The following is a 17,670-nucleotide window of genomic DNA, read 5'->3' on the forward strand; positions in this document are numbered from 1 at the left end:
GTCGTCTACCGTTGGGGGCGTGAACTTCGACGCGTACGCCCGGACCGGCGTTGACCTCGTCAACGCCCGCCTGGACGACCTCGACGACCTGCGGGCCCTCTTCCCCGAAGACAACGCGTGGATGCGTGACGAGGTGGCGGAGCGGGATCTCGCGACCTTCCGGCGGGCGCAGAAGCGCCTGCGTGACGTCTTCGAATACGGCACCTCCGGGCGGGACGCCCAGGCGGTGGCCGAGCTGAACGCCCTGCTGGAGGCGTTCCCGGTGCAGCCACGCATCTCCGGGCACGACTCCAGCGACTGGCACATGCACGTGACCAGCCGGGGCGCCTCCGTGAGCGCCGAATACCTTGCCGGCGCGGTCTGGGGCCTCTCGGTCTGGCTCTGCGAGTACGGCAGCGCCCGCTTCGGGGTCTGCGCCGACGAGCGCTGCGGCAACGTCTACCTGGACACCTCGTCCAACTGCTGCCGGCGGTTCTGCTCGGAGCGCTGCGCCACCCGCTCGCACGTGGCCGCGCACCGCGCCCGCAAGCGCGCGGCGATCGGCGAGCAGGTGACCGTCGCCGCGCGGACCACCGCGGTGGAGTCGCTCACCCCGGTGACCTGAGACCTCGCGGCCGGCCGGGACGCCGGCCGGCGGCGGTCAGGCGTCGACCGGGGACGGGGTGCCGAGGTGCTGGCGGGCGAACTCCAGCGCCTCGCGCAGGTCGGCCTCCCGGTCGGCGCGGCTCTTCGCGCCCCGGGTGGTGACCTCCACGGCGACCGAGCCGGTGAACCCCCGCCCGGTGAGCGAGGAGAGCAGCTCGGCGCAGGGCTGCGTGCCGCGCCCGGGCACGAGGTGCTCGTCGCGCCCCTCGCCGGTGCCGTCGCCCAGGTGCACGTGCGCCAGGCCGGCGCCCATCCGGTCGGCCATCGCCATCGAGTCGGTGTGCGAGGCGGCGCAGTGCGACAGGTCGAGGGTGTAGGAGGGGTAGCCCGTCTCGGTCGGGTCCCAGCCCGGGACGTACGGGACGAACTGCCGGCCGGCCATCCGCACCGGGTACATGTTCTCCACCGGGAAACGCAGGTCCGGGAACTCGCTGGCGATCGCGTGCAGCCCGTCGGCGAAGTGGCGCGCGTAGTCCCGCTGCCAGGTGAACGGCGGGTGGACCACCACGGTGGGGGCGCCCAGCGTCGCCGCCATCTCCGCGGAGCGGCGCAGCCGCTCCCACGGGTCCGGGCTCCACACCCGTTGGGTGACCAGCAGGCAGGGCGCGTGCACGGAGAGCACCGGGACGCCGTAGTGCTCGGCGAGCCCGCGCAGCGCGCCGACGTCCTGGCTGACGGCGTCGGTCCAGACCATCACCTCGACGCCGTCGTAACCGAGCGCCGCGGCCAACTGGAACGCCGCCGCGGTCCGCTCAGGGAAGACCGAGGAACTGGACAGGAGCACCGGGACGCGGGAAGTCACACCATCGAGGGTAGCCGGGGTCGATTGACGCCTCATGACGGGAAGCGGCAAAGCGCCCAGATCATCCGGAACCGAGCTGGTCGAGCCGGCGCAGGATCACACCCTCGCGCAGCGCCCAGGGGCAGATGTCCAGCGCCTCGACGTCCAGCCGGCGGAGCACCGCCTCGGCGACCACCGCCCCGGCGAGCAACTGGTGGGCCCGGCCGGCGCTGACCCCCTCCAGCTCGGCGAGCTGGGCCGGCGGGATGTGCCGGATGAACCCGAGCACCTGCCGCAGCCCGCGCCGGGTGAGCCGGCGCGGGGCCCACAGGCCCGCGCCGGAGGGAGCCGCCCCCGCCAGCCTGGCGAGGGTCCGGAACGTCTTCGAGGTGGCCACCGGCCGCTCCCAGCCCACCGCGGTCATCTGGGCGACGACGGGCTCCAGCAGCCCGTCGACGTACGCCCGCAGCTCGTCGACCGCCTCGGCCGGCGGCGGGGTCGCGCTGTCCGCGTCCACCCGGAGCCGGTCGCGGGTCAGCCGGCCGGCGCCGAGCGGCAGCGACACCGCCACGTCCGGGTCCTCGTCGATGCCGGCCGCGATCTCCAGGGAGCCGCCGCCGATGTCCAGCACCAGCAGCCGCCCCGCCGACCAGCCGAACCAGCGCCGCACCGCGAGGAAGGTCAGCCGCGCCTCGTCGGCGCCCGGGAGCACCTCCAGGCGTACGCCGGTCTCGGCGCGGACCCGCGCGAGCACGTCCGGGGCGTTGGTGGCGTCCCGGACGGCGGAGGTGGCGAACGCGATCAGGTCGTCGGCGTCCAGCCCGGCGGCGGCCGCCTTGGCCATGCTGACCGCCTTGACCAGGCCGTCCGCGCCCGGCTCGGTGAGCGCGCCGTCCGGGCCGATCTGCTCGGCGAGGCGCAGCACCACCTTCTCGGAGTGCGCCGGCCAGGGGTGCGCGCCGTGGTGGGCGTCGACCACCAGCAGGTGCACCGTGTTGGAACCGACGTCGAGGACACCCAGTCGCATGCTGAAGACACTAGGGGCAACGCGATTGCGCGGCTCGGCGGACCGGGCGGGGCTCCACGCGTACGCTGGGCCGGGTGACAGGGCAGATCGAGCTCCGTGTGCTGGTGGACGACCCGGACGACCCGCGCAGCCGCGAGGTGCCGCTGGACTTTCCCCGGGAGTGGATCGAGTTCGTCGACCCGGCGGACGAGAGCCACCTCGTCCGGGCCGACCTCACCTGGCTGCTCTCCCGCTGGACGTGCGTCTTCGGCCGGGGCTGCCACGGCATCGTCGCCGGCCGGGCCGCCGACGGCTGCTGCTCGCACGGGGCGTTCTTCACCGACTCGGACGACGAGCGGCGGGTCCGGGCCGCGGTGAAGCGGCTCAGCCCCGCGACCTGGCAGCACTTCCGTCGCGGGTTCAAGAACTGGACCGAGAACGACACCATCGACGGCAGGAACCCGGCCCGCCGCACCGCCACGCAGGAGGCGGAGGGCCCGTGCGTCTTCCTCAACGACGCCGGGTTCCCGGGCGGCGCCGGCTGCGCGCTGCACGCCCAGGCGCTGCGCGACGGGGTGCACCCGCTGGAATACAAGCCGGACGTCTGCTGGCAGTTGCCGATCCGCCGCGACCAGGAGTGGGTCAAGCGGCCGGACAACACGAAGGTGCTGGTCTCCACGCTGTCCGAGTTCGACCGGCGGGGCTGGGGCGCCGGCGGGCACGACCTGGACTGGTGGTGCACCTCCTCCACCGACGCGCACGTCGGCGCCGAGCCGATGTACGTCTCCTACGGCCCGGAGCTGACGGCGCTGATCGGCGCGCCCGCGTACGCGAAGCTGGCCGAGCTGTGCGGGGCGCGCAGCCGGCAGGGCATGGTCGCCCCGCACCCCGCCGACCCCGCCTGAGCACCGCCGCGCACGGCGAGGGGCCCGCGCGCCGGCGCGGGCCCCTCGACGCGTACGCCGGTCAGGGCTCGAACTTGTAGCCCAGGCCCCGCACGGTGACGATGTAGCGCGGCGCGGACGGCTCCGGTTCGATCTTGGAGCGGAGCCGCTTGACGTGCACGTCGAGCGTCTTGGTGTCGCCGACGTAGTCGGCCCCCCAGACCCGGTCGATGAGCTGTCCCCGGGTCAGCACCCGGCCGGCGTTGCGCAGCAGCAGCTCCAGCAGCTCGAACTCCTTGAGCGGGAGCTGCACCGGGGCGCCGTCGACGGTCACCACGTGCCGCTCGATGTCCATCCGGACCGGGCCGGCGGCCAGCGTCGGCGCGCCCGTCTCGGCGACCTCGGCGCTCTGTCGGCGCAGCACCGCCCGGATCCGGGCGACCAGCTCCCGCGGCGAGTACGGCTTCGTCACGTAGTCGTCGGCGCCGATCTCCAGGCCGACCACCTTGTCGATCTCGCTGTCCCGCGCGGTGACCATGATGATCGGCACGTGCGAGCGCTGCCGGAGCTGCCGGCACACCTCCGTGCCGGACATCTCGGGCAGCATCAGGTCGAGCAGCACGATGTCGGCGCCGGTCCGGTCGAACTCGGTGAGGGCGGAGGGGCCCGTCGCGGCGACGGACACCTCGAAGCCCTCCTTGCGGAGCATGTACGACAGGGCGTCGGAGAACGACTCCTCGTCCTCGACCACCAGAACGCGGCTCAACGGGGATTTCCTTTCCATTGCTGTCAGACCTGCCGGAGCTCGGCCGGGCCGGCCTCGATCCCAGCGGACGGCAGTGTCGCCAGGATCTCGTCGGGGGGACGGGCGGGCAGCCGCAGGGTGAACGTCGACCCACCACCAAGAGTGCTCGACACCTCGACCCGCCCGCCATGGTTGCCGGCGATGTGCTTGACGATGGCCAGCCCCAGGCCGGTGCCGCCGGTCGACCGGGACCGGGCCTGGTCGGCCCGGTAGAACCGCTCGAAGATCCGGTCGACGTCGGTCGGGGCGATCCCGATGCCCTGGTCGGCGACGGCGATCTCCACGTGTTCGTCGTCGGCGCGCGCGGTGATCCGGACGGTGGTGTCCTCGCCCGAGTAGTTGATGGCGTTCTCGACCAGGTTCGACACCGCCGTGGCGAGCTGGGTGTCGCTGCCGTGGACCGTGAGCCCGCGCTCCCCCTCGACGACCACGTCGATCCGCCGGGCGGCGGCGGAGGTGCGGGTCCGGTCGACCACCTCGGCGATCACCCAGTCGACGGCGACGGGCTCCGGGGGCGGCTGCGGCTCGGCGCCCTGGAGCCGGGTCAGCTCCAGCAGTTCCTGCACCAGGCGGCCCAGCCGGGTCGACTCGTGCTGGATCCGCTCGGCGAAGCGCCGGGCGGCGACCAGGTCCTCGGAGAGGTCGGGCGCGCCGGCGCCGGCCGGCTCGGTGGCGTCCAGGAGCGCCTCGGCGAGGAGCTGGAGGGCGCCGATCGGGGTCTTCAGCTCGTGGCTGACGTTGGCCACGAAGTCCCGGCGCACCCGGGCCAGCCGGTGCGACTCGGTGACGTCCGCCGCCTCCACCGCGATGTAGCCCGCGCCGAGGCCCATCGCCCGCAGGTGCACCCCGAGCGGGTTCACCCCGGCGTTGTCGCGGCCCCGCGGCAGGTCCAGCTCGATCTCGCGCCGCACGCCGGTGCGCCGCACCTGCCCGGCGAGCGTACGGATCAGCGGGTGGGCGGCGATCGAGCCGGGGGTCGGGCCGGTGCGGAGCAGCCCCATCGCGCGGGCGGCGGGGTTGACCAGGACGGGCAGGTCCTCCGGGTCGAGCACGACCACGCCCGCCCGGAGCGAGTCGATGGTCCGGCGGCCGAGCCCGGACTGCGGATCCTCGGCTATCGGGTGCCTCCCACGCGTGAAGGGGAAGCCGGAGCGGCTCCCCGGCGAGGTGGAGCGCCCGCCCAGCGCGGGGACGAACCGGGGCAGCACGACCCCGGCGACCAGTCCGGCCACCAGCCCCACGGCCAATGCGACCGTCACCGCCCACTCCACCCGGCGATCGTAGGGTCATTGTTAACCTGGCAACCACCACAAAAGGTGCGAATCACTCTCGCTTCCGGGAAAGTTCACTCCCGCGCCGGGCGTCGTTCACCGTGGTTCACCTCGGGTCCGCCCGCCCGACCTACCGTGGGCGGCGCACTGCCCCTGGCCGCCCCGGCGGCGACCACCGACCACAGGACGTGACAATGCGCGACGAGTTCCGGGCTGACCTGCAGATCGTCAGCCAACTGCTGGTGGACATGGCGGAGGGGGTCCGGGCCGCGATGCGGCAGGCCACCCGCGCCCTGCTCACCGCGGACCGCCGGGCGGCCGAGACGGTGATCGAGCGGGACGCCGAGATCGACGACCTCTACCGGCACGTCGAGGAGCGGGTCTGCGACCTGCTCGCCCGGCAGGCGCCGGTCGCCTCCGACCTGCGCGCGATGATCACCGCGCTGCACGTCGCCGCCGACCTGGAGCGGATGGGCGACCTGGCCGACCACGTCGCCAAGACGGCGCTGCGCCGGCACCCGTCGCCGGCCGTGCCCGCGGAGCTGCGGCCGATCTTCACCGACATGGCCGCCACCGCCGACCGGATGGCCGTCAAGATCGGCTCGGTGCTCGCCAAGCCCGACGCCGACCTCGCCGCCGAGCTGGACCGCGACGACGACACCATGGACGACCTGCACCGCAGCCTGTTCGGGGTGCTGCTCGGCGAGGACTGGCCGTACGGGGTGGAGACCGCCATCGACGCCACCCTGCTCGGCCGCTTCTACGAGCGCTTCGCCGACCACGCCGTCAACGCCGGCGAGCACGTGGTCTACCTGATCACCGGCGAGACCCCGCCCGCCGCGAGCTGAGACGTGCGAAGGGCCCTCGTCGTCGGCGCGCGACGAGGGCCCTTCGCGGGTACGTCAGCGGCCCTGGTTGGCGACCGCGGCGGCGGCCGCCTTGGCCGCGGCCGGGTCGAGGTAGGTCCCGCCCAGCGTGAGCGGGCGCAGCTGCGGGTCGAGGTCGTAGCGCAGCGGGATCCCGGTCGGGATGTTGAGCTTGGCGATCGCGGAGTCGGAGATCTGGTCCAGGTGCTTGACCAGCGCGCGCAGCGAGTTGCCGTGTGCGGCCACCAGCACCGTCCGGCCGGCCAGGATGTCCGGCACGATCGAGTCGTACCAGTAGGGCAGCATCCGCTCGACGACGTCCTTGAGGCACTCGGTGCGCGGCATCAGCTCGCTCGGCAGCAGCGCGTAACGCGGGTCGCCCACCTGCGAGAACTCGTCGTCGTCCGCGATCGGCGGCGGCGGGGTGTCGTACGAGCGGCGCCAGAGCATGAACTGCTCCTCGCCGTACTCCTCCAGGGTCTGCTTCTTGTTCTTGCCCTGCAGCGCGCCGTAGTGCCGCTCGTTGAGCCGCCACGACCGCCGCACGGCGATCCAGTGCCGGTCGGCCGCGCTCAGCGCCAGCTCCGCGGTGCGGATCGCCCGGCGCAGCACGCTGGTGTGCACCACGTCCGGCAGCAGGCCGTGTTCGCGCAGCAGCTCGCCGCCGCGGCGCGCCTCGTTCTCCCCCTTCTCGGTCAGGTCGACGTCGACCCAGCCGGTGAAGAGGTTCTTGGCGTTCCAGTCGCTCTCGCCGTGCCGCAGCAGGACCAGCGTCCCGACGGTGGGCCCCTCGCTCGCAGTCATGCCGATCATCCTGCCGCACGCCGTGCGGGAACACGCGGGCAGTGGTCGTGACGACCACCACGTGGAAAAGCCGATGACCGGCGAACGGGCCTGACACTAGGTTGTAAGGCGCAACAATCACAGCGGTCATTACGCGAGCGGGGGGCGCCGAATGCGGACGGTGCGGGGTTGGTTCCGGGACACGACAGGCGGGCTGCCGGTCGCCTTCTGGTACCTCTGGGCGGGCACGCTGATCAACCGCCTCGGCTCGTTCGTCCTGGTCTTCCTCGCCATCTACCTGACCCAGGAGCGCGGCTTCTCGGCGTCCCAGGCGGGCCTCGTGATCGGGCTGTGGGGGGTCGGCGGCGCCGTCGGCACCACCGTCGGCGGCACGCTGGCCGACCGCTGGGGCCGCCGGCCGACCCTGCTCACCGCCCACCTCGGCGCGGCCACCATGATGCTCGCCCTCGGCTTCGCCGAGGAACTCTGGGCGGTCGCGCTCGGCGCGCTGCTGCTCGGCACGTTCGCCGAGGCGGCCCGCCCCGCGTTCGGGGCCATGATGATCGACGTGGTGCCGGAGAAGGACCGGCTGCGCGCGTTCTCGCTGAACTACTGGGCGATCAACCTCGGCTTCGCCTGCGCGGCCGTCCTCGCCGGCCTCGCCGCCGAGGCGGGCTACCTGCTGCTCTTCGTGGTGGACGCGACCACCACCGTGATCACCGCGCTCATCATCTTCGTCAAGGTCCGCGAGACGCGGCAGGCCCCCGCCGCCGCCCGCCACAAGGGCGCCGGGGCGCCGGCCGGGGCGCTGCGCACCATCCTGACCGACCGCGTCTTCCTGGGCTTCGTGGTGCTCAACCTGTTCAGCGCGCTGGTCTTCCTCCAGCACATCTCGATGCTGCCGATCGCGATGGGCGAGGACGGCCTGAGCCCCGCCACGTACGGCTCGGTGATCGCGCTCAACGGGGTGCTGATCGTGGCCGGCCAGCTCTTCGTACCCCGGCTGATCAAGGGCCGCAGCCGGTCACACGTGCTCGCCCTGGCCTCGGTGGTGATGGGCGTCGGCTTCGGCCTCACCGCGTTCGCCGACGCCGCCTGGCTCTACGGCCTGACCGTGCTGATCTGGACCGTCGGCGAGATGCTCAACTCGCCCTCCAACGCCACCCTGATCGCCGAGCTCTCCCCCGGCGAACTGCGCGGCCGCTACCAGGGCGTCTTCTCGCTCTCCTGGCAGGTGGCCGGCGCCGTCGCGCCGGTGCTCGGCGGGCTGGTCCGGGAGCAGGCCGGCAACACCCAGCTCTGGCTCGGCTGCGCCGCGATCGGCGCACTCATGGCGGTCGCCCACCTGGTCTCCGGCCCGGCCCGGGAGCGGCGCGCCGTCGCCCTGCGCGGGGCCACCGGGGTCGTCGTGCCGGTGGTGGCCGTCCAGCCGCCCGCGCCGGAGGCGGCCGAGGCGGCGGCCACGGGCCCCGCCGAGCCGGTCGTACCCGCGCGGGACGCCGCCCGGCCCGCGGACCCGCGACGCGAGGCGGAGTCGACCGGCGCCCGGTGACCAGAAATACCCTGGCGCTCCGGACCCGGGCTTCCTACGGTCGAGGCTGAATCGGAAAGAAACCTTCTGGAGGATGGGTGCGGGCCCTGCGCCGCTGGCTGGACGACACCGCGGGCGGGCTTCCCGCCACCTTCTGGTACCTCTGGGCCGGCCTGCTGATCAACCGGGCCGGCGCCTTCGCCATGCTCTTCCTGTCGCTCTACCTGACCGACATGCGCGGCGCCAGCGAGGCGCTGGCCGGCACGGTGGTCGGGGCGTACGGGCTGGGCGGGGCGGGCGGCGTGCTGCTCGGCGGGGTGCTGGCCGACCGGTGGGGACGCCGGGCCACCCTGCTCGCCGCGCACCTCGCCACCGCCGGGCTGATGGTGGCGCTGGCCTTCAGCCGGCACCTCGCCGTGATCGCCGTGCTCGCCGCCCTGGTCGGGGTGGTGCACTCGATGCCCAGCCCCGCCTTCGTCGCGGCGATCGTCGACGTGGTGCCCGAACAGCGCCGCTCGCGCGCGTTCAACCTCCAGTTCTGGGCGTTCAACCTGGGCATGGCGGTGGCCTCGCTGCTGGCGGGTGTGCTCGCCGAGGCGAGCTTCGTCGCGCTCTTCCTGGTCGACGCCGCCGCCACCCTGGTCGCGGCCGCGGTGATCGGCTGGAAGGTCCCCGAGACGCTCCCCCGGCTCCGGACCGCCCGGACCGACGGGGCGGCGGGGCGCGCGCCGGCGTCGGCGGGGCGCGAGCCGGCGTCGGCGGAGCCCGGCGGGCGGGCGGCACGGCAGCGGCGGGGACCGCGCCCGCCCGGGCTGCACACGGCCCTGACCGACCGCACCTTCCTCGTCTTCGTGGGCCTGACCTTCGTGCTGGCCGTGCTGACCATGCAGACCTCGACGATCATGCCCCTGGCCATGCGCGCGGACGGGCTGCGCCCGTCGGCGTACGGCGCGGTGGTGGCGCTCGGCGGGGTGCTGATCGTGGTGGGACAGCTCTTCGTGCCGCGGCTGATCGAGCGGCACCGCAAGCACCACGTCCTGGCCGTCTCGACCGCCGTGCTGGCGGTCGGTTTCGCCGCCCTCGCCGTCGCCGACGACCTGGCGGTCTACCTGGGCGCGGCGGTGGTCTGGACGATCGGCCAGATGCTCGCCGCCCCGCCGAACGCGCAGATCAACGCCGACCTCGCACCACCCGAGCTGCGCGCCCGCTACCAGTCCGTGTTCTACCTGGCGTTCCCGGCGGCGTCGTTCGTGGCGCCCACGCTGGGCGGGGTGAGCCTGCAGTACCTCGGCAACGGGCACTGGCTCATCGTCGGCGGGCTGGGGCTGCTGGCCGCCGTGTGCCACCTGGTGACGGGCCCGTCCCGCGACCGGCGCGTGGCCGCCCTCCGCCGGCGGCAGACCCCGTCCCCGATCCCCGCCCGCGCGGCGGCGCGTTGACGACGGGGCCGGCGGCAGTCGGAGCCGGCGTTCGCCGCCGACCGCGTGGTCCGACCGCGGGCGTTCGGGGAGGAAGCAGAACGCCCATCGCGACCGGTGGTCGTGATGGGCGTTCGCACGGTATGACCGGCGGCGGCGGGCGATACCCACCCCCGTAGGCGTCGCCCGCTCGCGCCGCCGGTCCAAACAGGTGGCCACCGTCCCCCAACGGTGTTGTTCCACCCGTCCCCTGCGCCTCGCTCGGTGCACGGATCTGATCGATCCGCCGCTCCCCCGAACGTTTCCAAGCGTGGCGCGGTGCAATAAAGTTAGTTCGCCCGGATTAACGATTCAAGCCGGATCGGCTGTCTCGCCGGTCACAGCGCCCGGTGTCCCACCCGGATGTCGCTGCGTCGGGCCTCCCCGTCGTGGCCAACAGCGGATACCCGTCGACCATTCCCCCAAACACGTCAGGCGTCCTCACGATCGGGGGACTCCGTACGGAAGAAGTTGCTGGGCCGGCCGTCGCGGAGCTGCTCCTGGTAGATCAGGTTCAGCTTGCGCTCGTCGAACGTGCGGAACCACTCCTCCCAGGTGATCTCGCGTATCCGGCTGCTCTCCCGGTAGCCCGGCATGTTGAACGTGAGCACGCCGGCCCGGCCCTCCCGCTCGGTGCCCGCGATCGTCGCCGGCTTGGCGCCGCGCTCCTGGGCCCAGCGCCGGATCACGTCGTGGTTGGTGGTGACCAGGCTGCGCCCCGGGCGCTCGGGCCGGTCGGCGGTGGAGGTGATCGCCTGCGAGGAACGCACCGACCGCGAGGTGGTGCGTCCGGTGCGGACCGGGGTCGCCTTGGTCGCCGTACCGCCGCGGGTCGAGCCGGCCCGCGTCGACGCCGGCGCGGACTTCCTCGCCGCCGTGGTCTTCCGGGCCGCCGGCGCCGCCTTCCTCGCGGGCGCGGCCTTCTTCGCGGGCGCCGCCTTTTTGGCCGGGGCCGCCTTCGCCGCGGCCTTCTTCGCCGGGGCCTTCTTCGCCGGGGCCTTCTTCGCCGGGGCGGTCTTGTTCGCGGCCTTCGTCCGGCTCGGGGCCGCCTTGCCCGCGGCCCGGCCGGCGGCCGCCTTCTTCGTGGCGGCGGCCCGGCCGGCCGACGCCTTCGTTCCCGCCGCGCGGCCGGCGGGACCGGTGCTGCGACGGGCGGCGCCGCCCGCGGGTCGCTCCGCCCGCAGGGTGCGCACCAGCGTCTTCACCAGTTCCGGCTTGCGCAGCGCGGAGATCCCGGAGACCCCGCGTCGGCGGAGCTGCCCCCGGATCTCGTCCACCTTCATCCGCGAGATGTCGGACTCCGAGATCCCCGGCGTGTTCGGGGTCTGGTTGCCCGCCTGCCGTTTGGTCCTGGTCGCAGTCCCGCCGCGACCTGGGCTGTTCCGCTGAGCCATGGGACGCTCACGCTCCTCGACAGTTGGTCCTCGGCGCGCGGCGGGTCCCAGTGCCGCACCGCGCGGTGCGGCATACCCGTCAGGACCGGTCCGAACCTCCGCCGGGGACACCCGCGTCGGCACCGCCGCCCGCGGCGCCCGCTCCGGCCTCGGGTGCGGACCCCGCCGCTACGGCGGGTGCGGCTGGCGCCCCGGCGACGGGGCCGGCCGGGGACGGCTCGAAGAGGTGCGCGAAGGCCGCGAGGTTCGCGGTGGATTCGCCCCGCTTGACCCGCCACTCCCACTCCCGGCGGATCGAGCTGCCGAAGCCGATCTCGAGCATCGTGTCGAAGGACTCGTCGGAGTACGTCAGCACCGCGCCGAGGAGCCGGTCCAGCTCGTCGGCGTCGATCCCCGCCGGGTTGACCCGGCCGGTCAGGTAGACGTCGCCGACCGCGTCGATGGAGAACGACACCCCGTACATCCGGGCGTTGCGCTGCAACAGCCAGGCCCACAGCTCCTCGCGCCGCTCGTCCGGCTGGCGCATCACGAACGCCTCGATCCGCAGCGCGTGCTCGCCGACGATCAGGTTGCAGACCGTCTTCAGCTTGTGGGTGCCCGGCAGCGTGACCGCGTACGAGCCCGGGCCGGTCGACTCCCAGGCCAGCTCCCGCTCGTCGCAGACCGCCTCGATCAGGGCCCCAAGATCACTCTTCGCGCTCATCGGACCCACTCTACGGCCGGCCCCGCCCCGCCACCGGGTGGCGGCGGGACCCTCCCCCCGCCAAGTGCGGCCGGCGGCCGGTGGCGGCGGAGCGGCCGGTTGACGGCGGGGCAGTGGCGGAGCGGCCGGTTGACGGCGGGACGGCCGGGTCGGTCACCAGGAACAGGACATCGCCGGGCCGCCGGCCAGCTCGGAGGCGAGCCGGGCCCGGTGGTCGGCGATCGCCTCGCCGTAGACGGCGAGCAGCCCCGATGCCGTCCGGTGCCAGGAGAAGCCGCGGGCATGCCGGGCCGCGCCCCGGGACAGCTCGGCGCGGCGGAGCCGGTCCGGCAGCAGGCGGCCGAGCGTACGGGCCCAGTCGACCGGGTCGTGGCCGTCGATCAACACGCCGCTGACCTGGTCGCGGACCGCGGTCACCAGGCCACCGACGGCGGCGGCCACCACCGGCGTGCCGCAGGCCTGGGCCTCCAGCGCCACCAGGCCGAAGGACTCGTTGTACGACGGCACCGCGACCAGGTCCGCCGCCCGGTACAGGGCGGGCAGGTCGTCACCCGTCTGCGGCGGCAGGAACCGCACCCGGTCGGCGACGCCGAGCGAGGCGGCCAGCTCGATCAGGGCCGTCGGCCGGTCGAGGCCGCTCCCGCTGGGGCCCCCGCAGATCACCACGGTGACCTCCTCGGCGAGCGCCGGATCGCGTTCGCGGAGCGCGGCCACCGCGCGGACGAGCACGTCGGGCGCCTTCAGCGGCTGGATCCGGCCGACGAAGGCCACCACGTACCCGGAGGCGGGCAACCCGAGCCGGCGACGGGCGGCGTGCCTGCGGCTCTCCGGCGCGGGCCGGAACCGGTCCAGGTCCACGCCGGGCTCGACCACGGTCACCTGGGCCGGGTCCGCGTCGTACCGGTCGATCAGGTCCCGGGCCTCCACCGCCGTGTTCGCGACGAGCCGGTCGGCCTCGGCGACCACCTGCTCCTCGCCGATGACGCGGGCCTTGGGCTCCGGCCGGTCCCCGTCGGCGAGCTGGGCGTTCTTGACCTTCGCCAGGGTGTGCGCGGTGTGCACCAGCGGCACGCCCCAGCGCTCCTTGGCCAGCCAGCCGACCTGCCCCGAGAGCCAGTAGTGGGAGTGGATCAGGTCGTAGTGGCCCGGCGGGCGGGACGCCTCGGCGCGCAGCACGCCCGCGGTGAAGGCGCAGAGCTGCCCCGGCAGCTCCTCCTTGGTGAGCCCCTCGAGCGGGCCGGCGGTGACGTGCCGGACGTGCACGCCGGGCGCCGTCTCGACGACCGGGGGCAGGTCGCCGGAGGTCGCCCGGGTGAAGATCTCCACCTCGACGTCCGCCTCGGCCAGCCGCCGCGCGACCTCCAGGATGTAGACGTTCATGCCGCCCGCGTCGCCGGTGCCCGGCTGGTGCAGGGGCGAGGTGTGCACCGAGAGCGTGGCGATCCGCCGGGGGCGGGGCCACGGACGCGCACCGCGCTGACGACCGACACCGGTGTGCATTTCCGCCACGTCCGCTCCCTCTGTCACGGTTTATGCCGTCCCGCACGCCCGGCGCTTTTCGGACAACGTCCTCGCCGGATGTCATCTTCCCGATCCGACTCCCGTGATGCGCGGGGACGACCCCTGGGCGTGACGGACCTCATCACCGCGCCGGCGTCGCCCAGCCCGGTCGCCGGGGTGAGAATGGCCGGATGACCTCTGTCGCCGTCGTCACCGGAGCGTCCAGCGGGATCGGCGCGGCCACCGCCCGCCGGCTCGCCGCCGAGGGTTTCCACGTGCTCGCCGCCGCGCGGCGCACCGACCGGTTGTCCGCCCTGGTCGCGGAGATCGAGGCGGCGGGGGGCACGGCCACCGCCGTGGCCTGCGACGTCACCTCCGACGAGTCGGTGGCCGGGCTCGCCGAGGCCGCCGCCCGCGCCCCGGGGCCCGTCACCCTGCTGGTCAACAACGCCGGCGGCGCGCGCGGGCTGGATCCGGTCGAGTCCGGGTCGGTCGGCGACTGGCAGTGGATGTACGACGTCAACGTGCTCGGCACGCTGCGCGTCACCCAGGCGCTGCTGCCCGCGCTGGAGGCGTCCGGTGCGGGCACCATCGTGATCGTCTCCTCCACCGCCGGCTTCACCGTGTACGAGGGCGGGGGCGGCTACACCGCCGCCAAGCACGCGCAGACGGCCGTCGCCGGCACGCTGCGCCTGGAGCTCTGCGGCCGGCCGGTGCGGGTGATCGAGATCGACCCTGGCATGGTGAAGACCGACGAGTTCGGGCTGGTGCGCTTCGGTGGGGACGCCGAGAAGGCGGCGGCGGTCTACGCCGGGGTCGCCGAGCCGCTCGTCGCCGAGGACGTGGCCGACTGCGTCGCCTGGTGCGCGACGCGCCCGCAGCACGTCAACGTCGACCGCCTGGTGGTGCGCCCGCTCGCGCAGGCCGCCCAGCACAAGGTGCACCGGGCCGGCTGAGCCGGCCGGGGCGGCGCGGACGATGGCGGGCACGGGGCGGCGCCGGCCGCTCGGCGTGGTGACCCGGGGCACGACCAACCCCAACCGGCTCCGCCGGGTGGACAACTGGATCGTCGAGACCTGCGGCGGGGCGCTGCGCGAGGCCGCCGACCCGCTGGTGGTCGACCTCGGTTACGGCGCCACCCCGGTGACCGCCGTCGAGCTGCGTGCCCGGCTGGCCGCCGGGGTCCGCGCCGACGTGCGGGTGGTCGGGCTGGAGATCGATCCGGTACGCGTGGCCGCCGCGCAGCCGTCCGCCGACCCGCCCCGGCTCACCTTCGCCCGTGGCGGGTTCGAGCTGGCCGGGCTCCGGCCCGCCCTGGTCCGCGCGTTCAACGTCCTGCGCCAGTACGACGAGCGCGAGGTGGCCGAGGCGTGGCGGACCACGACCGCCGCGCTGGCCCCGGGCGGGCTGCTGGTGGAGGGCACCTGCGACGAGCTGGGCCGGCTCGGCGGCTGGGTGCTGCTCGACGCCGACGGCCCCCGGACGCTCACCCTGGCCGCGAAGCTCACCACCCTGGGCACCCCGGCGGAGCTGGCCGAACGCCTGCCCAAGGCGCTGATCCACCGCAACGTGCCGGGCGAGCGGATCCACGAGCTGATCGGGGCGCTCGACGACGCGTGGCACGCCGCCGCCGGCTACGCCCCGTTCGGCCCCCGCCAACGCTGGCTGCGCGCGGTCTCCGCCGTACGCGAGGCGGGCTGGCCGGTCCTCGACGGCCCCCGCCGCTGGCGCCACGGCGAAGTCACCCTCCCCTGGCCGGCCGTCGCCCCCACGGACGACCGGTGAGGGCCAGGGGCGCGGGGGTCAGATGACGCAGTTGACGAGGACCGGCTCGGGGTGGAGGGTGACGCCGAAGCGGTCGTGGACGCCGTCGCGGATCTCCCGGGCCAGCTCGACCAGGGCGGCGGTGCTGGCGGTGCCGCTGCGGTTGGTCAGGGCGAGGGTGTGCTTGCTGGAGATGGCGGTGCCCTCCGGGCCCGGGTGGCCCTTGCCGAAGCCGGCCTTGTCGATCAGCCAGGCCGCGCTGACCTTGACCATGTCCCCGGGGCACGGCCAGGACGGCGGCTCGCCCAGCCCGGCGGCGCGTTCGCGCAGCAGCTCGTGGGCCGCGTGGTCCAGGACCGGGTTGGTGAAGAACGAGCCGACCGAGCGGGTGTCGGGGTCGGCCGCGTCGAGCACCATGCCCTTGCCGGCGCGCAGCCGCAGCACGGCGGCCCGGGCGTCGGCCAGCGGCACCCGGTCGCCCACCTCGACCCCGAGCGCCCGGGCCAGCTCCGCGTAGCGCACCGGGCCGGAGAGCGGCGAGCGGGCCAGCCGGAAGTCGACCGAGAGCACCACCCGGCGGTCGCTGTACTTGAAGATGCTGGACCGGTACGCGAAGCCGCAGTCGGCGGCGTCGATCCGGCCGACCGTCCCGTCGACCCGGTCGTGGACCTGCACGCCGGTGATGGTCTCGGCGACCTCCTGCCCGTACGCGCCGACGTTCTGGATCGGGGTGGCGCCGGTCGAGCCGGGGATGCCGGAGAGGCACTCCAGGCCGGACCAGCCGTTGGCCACGGTGGTGGCGACGAGGTCGTCCCAGGGCTCGCCGGCCTCGACGCGTACGGTGACCGTCTCGGCGTCCTCGGCGACCACCCGCAGCCCCCGCGAGCGGACCAGGACCACGGTGCCCGGGAAGCCGGCGTCGCCGATCACGACGTTGCTGCCGCCGGCGAGGACCAGGACCGGCTCGTCCCGGTCGCCCGCCTCCCGCACCGCCCGGACGATCTCGTCGGCGTCGGTGCCGGCGACGACGCGTCCGGCCGGGCCGCCCAGGCGCAATGTGGTGTAGGGCGCCAGTTCGCACGTATCGGCGGGTTCGGCTCCGGTTGTCGGCTGGGCGTAGACGTCAGACACGCCTTTCACCCTAGGCTGAGGGGTAGCCGCGGCGCCCACTGGTGGCCCGGTCACCCCCGGGAGGATGGCGATGAGCAGACTGCACGGCACGAAGGACTTCTGGATCGGCGCGCTCCGGGCCGAGGGCCCGGCGTTCGCCGCGGCGGCGGCCGAGGCCCCACCCGAGACACCGGTGCTGTCCTGTCCCGGCTGGACCGTCGCCGACCTGACCCTGCACCTGACGTCCATCTACCGCTGGGTGCACTCGTTCGCCGGCTCGGGCGCGACCACTCCGTCGCCGGGGAGGTCCACGCCGGTCGAGCCGGAGCCCGGCGTCGCCCCGCTCCAGCTCTGGCAGCAGGCGTACGACCAGCTGATGACCCTCTTCGACGCCCTCGACCCGGAGGCCCCGGCCTGGAACTGGGCGCCGCAGCCGAAGAAGGCGGGCTTCTGGCCGCGCCGGATGGCGCACGAGACCGCGGTGCACCGCTGGGACGCCCAGCTCGCGATCGCCGCCGGCGAGCCGGTCGAGGCGAAGCTCGCCGCCGACGGGGTGGGCGAGGTGCTGGACACGTGGCTGCCGGCCGGCCGGCGCCGCACCGCCGGCCAGTGGCACGGGGTGGTGCAGCTCTCCGCGGTCGACGCCGCCCAGCAGTGGTTCCTGCGGCTGCGCGGCGAGGGGGTGGCCCTGCTCGACACCGCGACCATCCTCGACCACGACGACCACCACGCCCGGGTGCAGGTCAGCGGCACGGCGAGCGACCTGCTGCTCGCGCTCTGGGGCCGGGTCAGCTTCGACACGCTCGACGTGGCCGGCGACCGCGGCCTGCTCGAGGGCCTCCGCGTCGGCTGACCTCCGCGCGGAGCCGGGCCCCGAGGGCTTCGCGTAGTCCCCCGCCGCACGCACCGACACCACCGCAGCACCGTCACCCACCGCAACGGCGACGACAACCGCAGCGCCCGACGAAAGTGGCCGTCCCCGACCGGGGGCGGCCGCGTCGTCGCGGCGCCCGGCCGCGTCGCGGCGCGCGGACCCTCGCGACACCTGGCCCCTACCCGGATTCCCGTCCCTCGCGGCGCCCGCCCGGCCTCGGCAGTCGACCAGCTTCGACAGAGAGCGCTCTCTTGACACCGGCCCCGGCAGCCACCACCCTGACGTGAGAGCGCTCT

At 74.5% G+C, this 17,670-nt stretch carries 17 protein-coding genes; 8 read left to right on the forward strand and 9 right to left on the reverse strand.

Annotation, left to right across the window (positions count from 1 at the left end):
* Nucleotides 1-19: 19 nt before the first annotated feature.
* Nucleotides 20-604 (forward strand): CGNR zinc finger domain-containing protein, encoded by a 585-nt coding sequence (locus ACGF7U_RS12885; RefSeq protein WP_393105908.1) that lies wholly within the window; start codon nucleotides 20-22, stop codon nucleotides 602-604.
* A 36-nt stretch (nucleotides 605-640) separates the two neighbouring features.
* Here the strand turns inward: ACGF7U_RS12885 and ACGF7U_RS12890 are convergent, their stop codons facing one another.
* Nucleotides 641-1,447, reverse strand: a complete 807-nt coding sequence (locus ACGF7U_RS12890; protein ID WP_393105910.1) for a sugar phosphate isomerase/epimerase family protein — start codon at nucleotides 1,445-1,447, stop codon at nucleotides 641-643.
* 61 nt (nucleotides 1,448-1,508) lie between these two features.
* Nucleotides 1,509-2,453: a Ppx/GppA phosphatase family protein gene (locus ACGF7U_RS12895; RefSeq protein WP_393105912.1), complete on the reverse strand. Its 945-nt coding sequence runs from the start codon at nucleotides 2,451-2,453 to the stop codon at nucleotides 1,509-1,511.
* Nucleotides 2,454-2,527: 74 nt separating this feature from the next.
* Between ACGF7U_RS12895 and ACGF7U_RS12900 the strand changes: the two genes are divergently transcribed.
* Complete coding sequence (locus ACGF7U_RS12900) at nucleotides 2,528-3,337, forward strand: hypothetical protein (protein WP_393105913.1); 810 nt, start codon at nucleotides 2,528-2,530, stop codon at nucleotides 3,335-3,337.
* Nucleotides 3,338-3,398: 61 nt separating this feature from the next.
* Here ACGF7U_RS12900 and ACGF7U_RS12905 read toward each other — a convergent pair whose 3' ends face one another.
* Together ACGF7U_RS12905 and ACGF7U_RS12910 are read right to left on the reverse strand one after the other, a co-directional pair.
* Nucleotides 3,399-4,082 (reverse strand): response regulator, encoded by a 684-nt coding sequence (locus tag ACGF7U_RS12905; protein WP_393105915.1) that lies wholly within the window; start codon nucleotides 4,080-4,082, stop codon nucleotides 3,399-3,401.
* A gap of 23 nt (nucleotides 4,083-4,105) precedes the next feature.
* Nucleotides 4,106-5,392 carry a sensor histidine kinase gene (locus ACGF7U_RS12910; protein WP_393105917.1) on the reverse strand — a complete coding sequence of 429 codons (1,287 nt, stop codon included), beginning with the start codon at nucleotides 5,390-5,392 and terminating at the stop codon, nucleotides 4,106-4,108.
* 194 nt (nucleotides 5,393-5,586) lie between these two features.
* Here ACGF7U_RS12910 and phoU point away from each other — a divergent pair, with 194 nt between their 5' ends.
* On the forward strand, nucleotides 5,587-6,240 hold the full coding sequence (gene phoU / locus ACGF7U_RS12915) for a phosphate signaling complex protein PhoU (protein WP_393105919.1): 654 nt from the start codon (nucleotides 5,587-5,589) through the stop codon (nucleotides 6,238-6,240).
* Nucleotides 6,241-6,294: 54 nt separating this feature from the next.
* Here phoU and ACGF7U_RS12920 read toward each other — a convergent pair whose 3' ends face one another.
* A complete protein-coding gene (locus tag ACGF7U_RS12920) occupies nucleotides 6,295-7,062 on the reverse strand; it encodes a phosphoglyceromutase (RefSeq protein WP_393105921.1) in 768 nt (255 codons plus the stop codon).
* Nucleotides 7,063-7,213: 151 nt separating this feature from the next.
* Here ACGF7U_RS12920 and ACGF7U_RS12925 point away from each other — a divergent pair, with 151 nt between their 5' ends.
* Both ACGF7U_RS12925 and ACGF7U_RS12930 read left to right on the forward strand, forming a co-directional pair.
* Nucleotides 7,214-8,593, forward strand: coding sequence for an MDR family MFS transporter (locus tag ACGF7U_RS12925; RefSeq protein WP_393105923.1), 1,380 nt, complete (start codon nucleotides 7,214-7,216; stop codon nucleotides 8,591-8,593).
* A gap of 77 nt (nucleotides 8,594-8,670) precedes the next feature.
* Entirely contained in the window at nucleotides 8,671-10,011 is a 1,341-nt protein-coding gene (locus ACGF7U_RS12930; protein ID WP_393105925.1) for an MFS transporter, read from the forward strand.
* Between the two features lie 449 nt (nucleotides 10,012-10,460).
* Here the strand turns inward: ACGF7U_RS12930 and ACGF7U_RS12935 are convergent, their stop codons facing one another.
* The 3 genes from ACGF7U_RS12935 to mshA form a co-directional block, all read right to left on the reverse strand.
* Complete coding sequence (locus ACGF7U_RS12935) at nucleotides 10,461-11,423, reverse strand: hypothetical protein (protein ID WP_393105927.1); 963 nt, start codon at nucleotides 11,421-11,423, stop codon at nucleotides 10,461-10,463.
* Nucleotides 11,424-11,502: 79 nt separating this feature from the next.
* Nucleotides 11,503-12,126: a YbjN domain-containing protein gene (locus ACGF7U_RS12940; RefSeq protein ID WP_393105929.1), complete on the reverse strand. Its 624-nt coding sequence runs from the start codon at nucleotides 12,124-12,126 to the stop codon at nucleotides 11,503-11,505.
* Between the two features lie 153 nt (nucleotides 12,127-12,279).
* Nucleotides 12,280-13,635, reverse strand: coding sequence for a D-inositol-3-phosphate glycosyltransferase (gene mshA / locus ACGF7U_RS12945; RefSeq protein ID WP_393105931.1), 1,356 nt, complete (start codon nucleotides 13,633-13,635; stop codon nucleotides 12,280-12,282).
* A 182-nt stretch (nucleotides 13,636-13,817) separates the two neighbouring features.
* On the opposite strand from mshA, the gene ACGF7U_RS12950 reads away from it, so the two are divergent.
* Nucleotides 13,818-14,582 carry an SDR family NAD(P)-dependent oxidoreductase gene (locus ACGF7U_RS12950; RefSeq protein WP_393105933.1) on the forward strand — a complete coding sequence of 255 codons (765 nt, stop codon included), beginning with the start codon at nucleotides 13,818-13,820 and terminating at the stop codon, nucleotides 14,580-14,582.
* Nucleotides 14,583-14,604: 22 nt separating this feature from the next.
* Nucleotides 14,605-15,411: a class I SAM-dependent methyltransferase gene (locus ACGF7U_RS12955; RefSeq protein WP_393105935.1), complete on the forward strand. Its 807-nt coding sequence runs from the start codon at nucleotides 14,605-14,607 to the stop codon at nucleotides 15,409-15,411.
* Nucleotides 15,412-15,429: 18 nt separating this feature from the next.
* Here ACGF7U_RS12955 and ACGF7U_RS12960 read toward each other — a convergent pair whose 3' ends face one another.
* Nucleotides 15,430-16,521 (reverse strand): UDP-N-acetylmuramate dehydrogenase, encoded by a 1,092-nt coding sequence (locus ACGF7U_RS12960; RefSeq protein WP_393105937.1) that lies wholly within the window; start codon nucleotides 16,519-16,521, stop codon nucleotides 15,430-15,432.
* Between the two features lie 70 nt (nucleotides 16,522-16,591).
* On the opposite strand from ACGF7U_RS12960, the gene ACGF7U_RS12965 reads away from it, so the two are divergent.
* Complete coding sequence (locus tag ACGF7U_RS12965; protein WP_393105938.1) at nucleotides 16,592-17,353, forward strand: maleylpyruvate isomerase family mycothiol-dependent enzyme; 762 nt, start codon at nucleotides 16,592-16,594, stop codon at nucleotides 17,351-17,353.
* Nucleotides 17,354-17,670 lie beyond the last annotated feature (317 nt).

The organism is Micromonospora sp. NPDC047670, from assembly GCF_043204915.1.
In the GTDB taxonomy this organism is placed as follows: domain Bacteria; phylum Actinomycetota; class Actinomycetes; order Mycobacteriales; family Micromonosporaceae; genus Micromonospora.

Bases quoted from the DNA above. Each gene is read 5' to 3' on its own strand.
- phoU (WP_393105919.1), top strand. From the start codon at position 5,587: ATGCGCGACGAGTTCCGGGCTGACCTGCAGATCGTCAGCCAACTGCTG.
- ACGF7U_RS12940 (WP_393105929.1), bottom strand. From the start codon at position 12,126: ATGAGCGCGAAGAGTGATCTTGGGGCCCTGATCGAGGCGGTCTGCGAC.
- ACGF7U_RS12965 (WP_393105938.1), top strand. From the start codon at position 16,592: ATGAGCAGACTGCACGGCACGAAGGACTTCTGGATCGGCGCGCTCCGG.
- ACGF7U_RS12895 (WP_393105912.1), bottom strand. From the start codon at position 2,453: ATGCGACTGGGTGTCCTCGACGTCGGTTCCAACACGGTGCACCTGCTG.
- ACGF7U_RS12955 (WP_393105935.1), top strand. From the start codon at position 14,605: ATGGCGGGCACGGGGCGGCGCCGGCCGCTCGGCGTGGTGACCCGGGGC.
- ACGF7U_RS12920 (WP_393105921.1), bottom strand. From the start codon at position 7,062: ATGACTGCGAGCGAGGGGCCCACCGTCGGGACGCTGGTCCTGCTGCGG.
- ACGF7U_RS12950 (WP_393105933.1), top strand. From the start codon at position 13,818: ATGACCTCTGTCGCCGTCGTCACCGGAGCGTCCAGCGGGATCGGCGCG.
- ACGF7U_RS12935 (WP_393105927.1), bottom strand. From the start codon at position 11,423: ATGGCTCAGCGGAACAGCCCAGGTCGCGGCGGGACTGCGACCAGGACC.
- ACGF7U_RS12925 (WP_393105923.1), top strand. From the start codon at position 7,214: ATGCGGACGGTGCGGGGTTGGTTCCGGGACACGACAGGCGGGCTGCCG.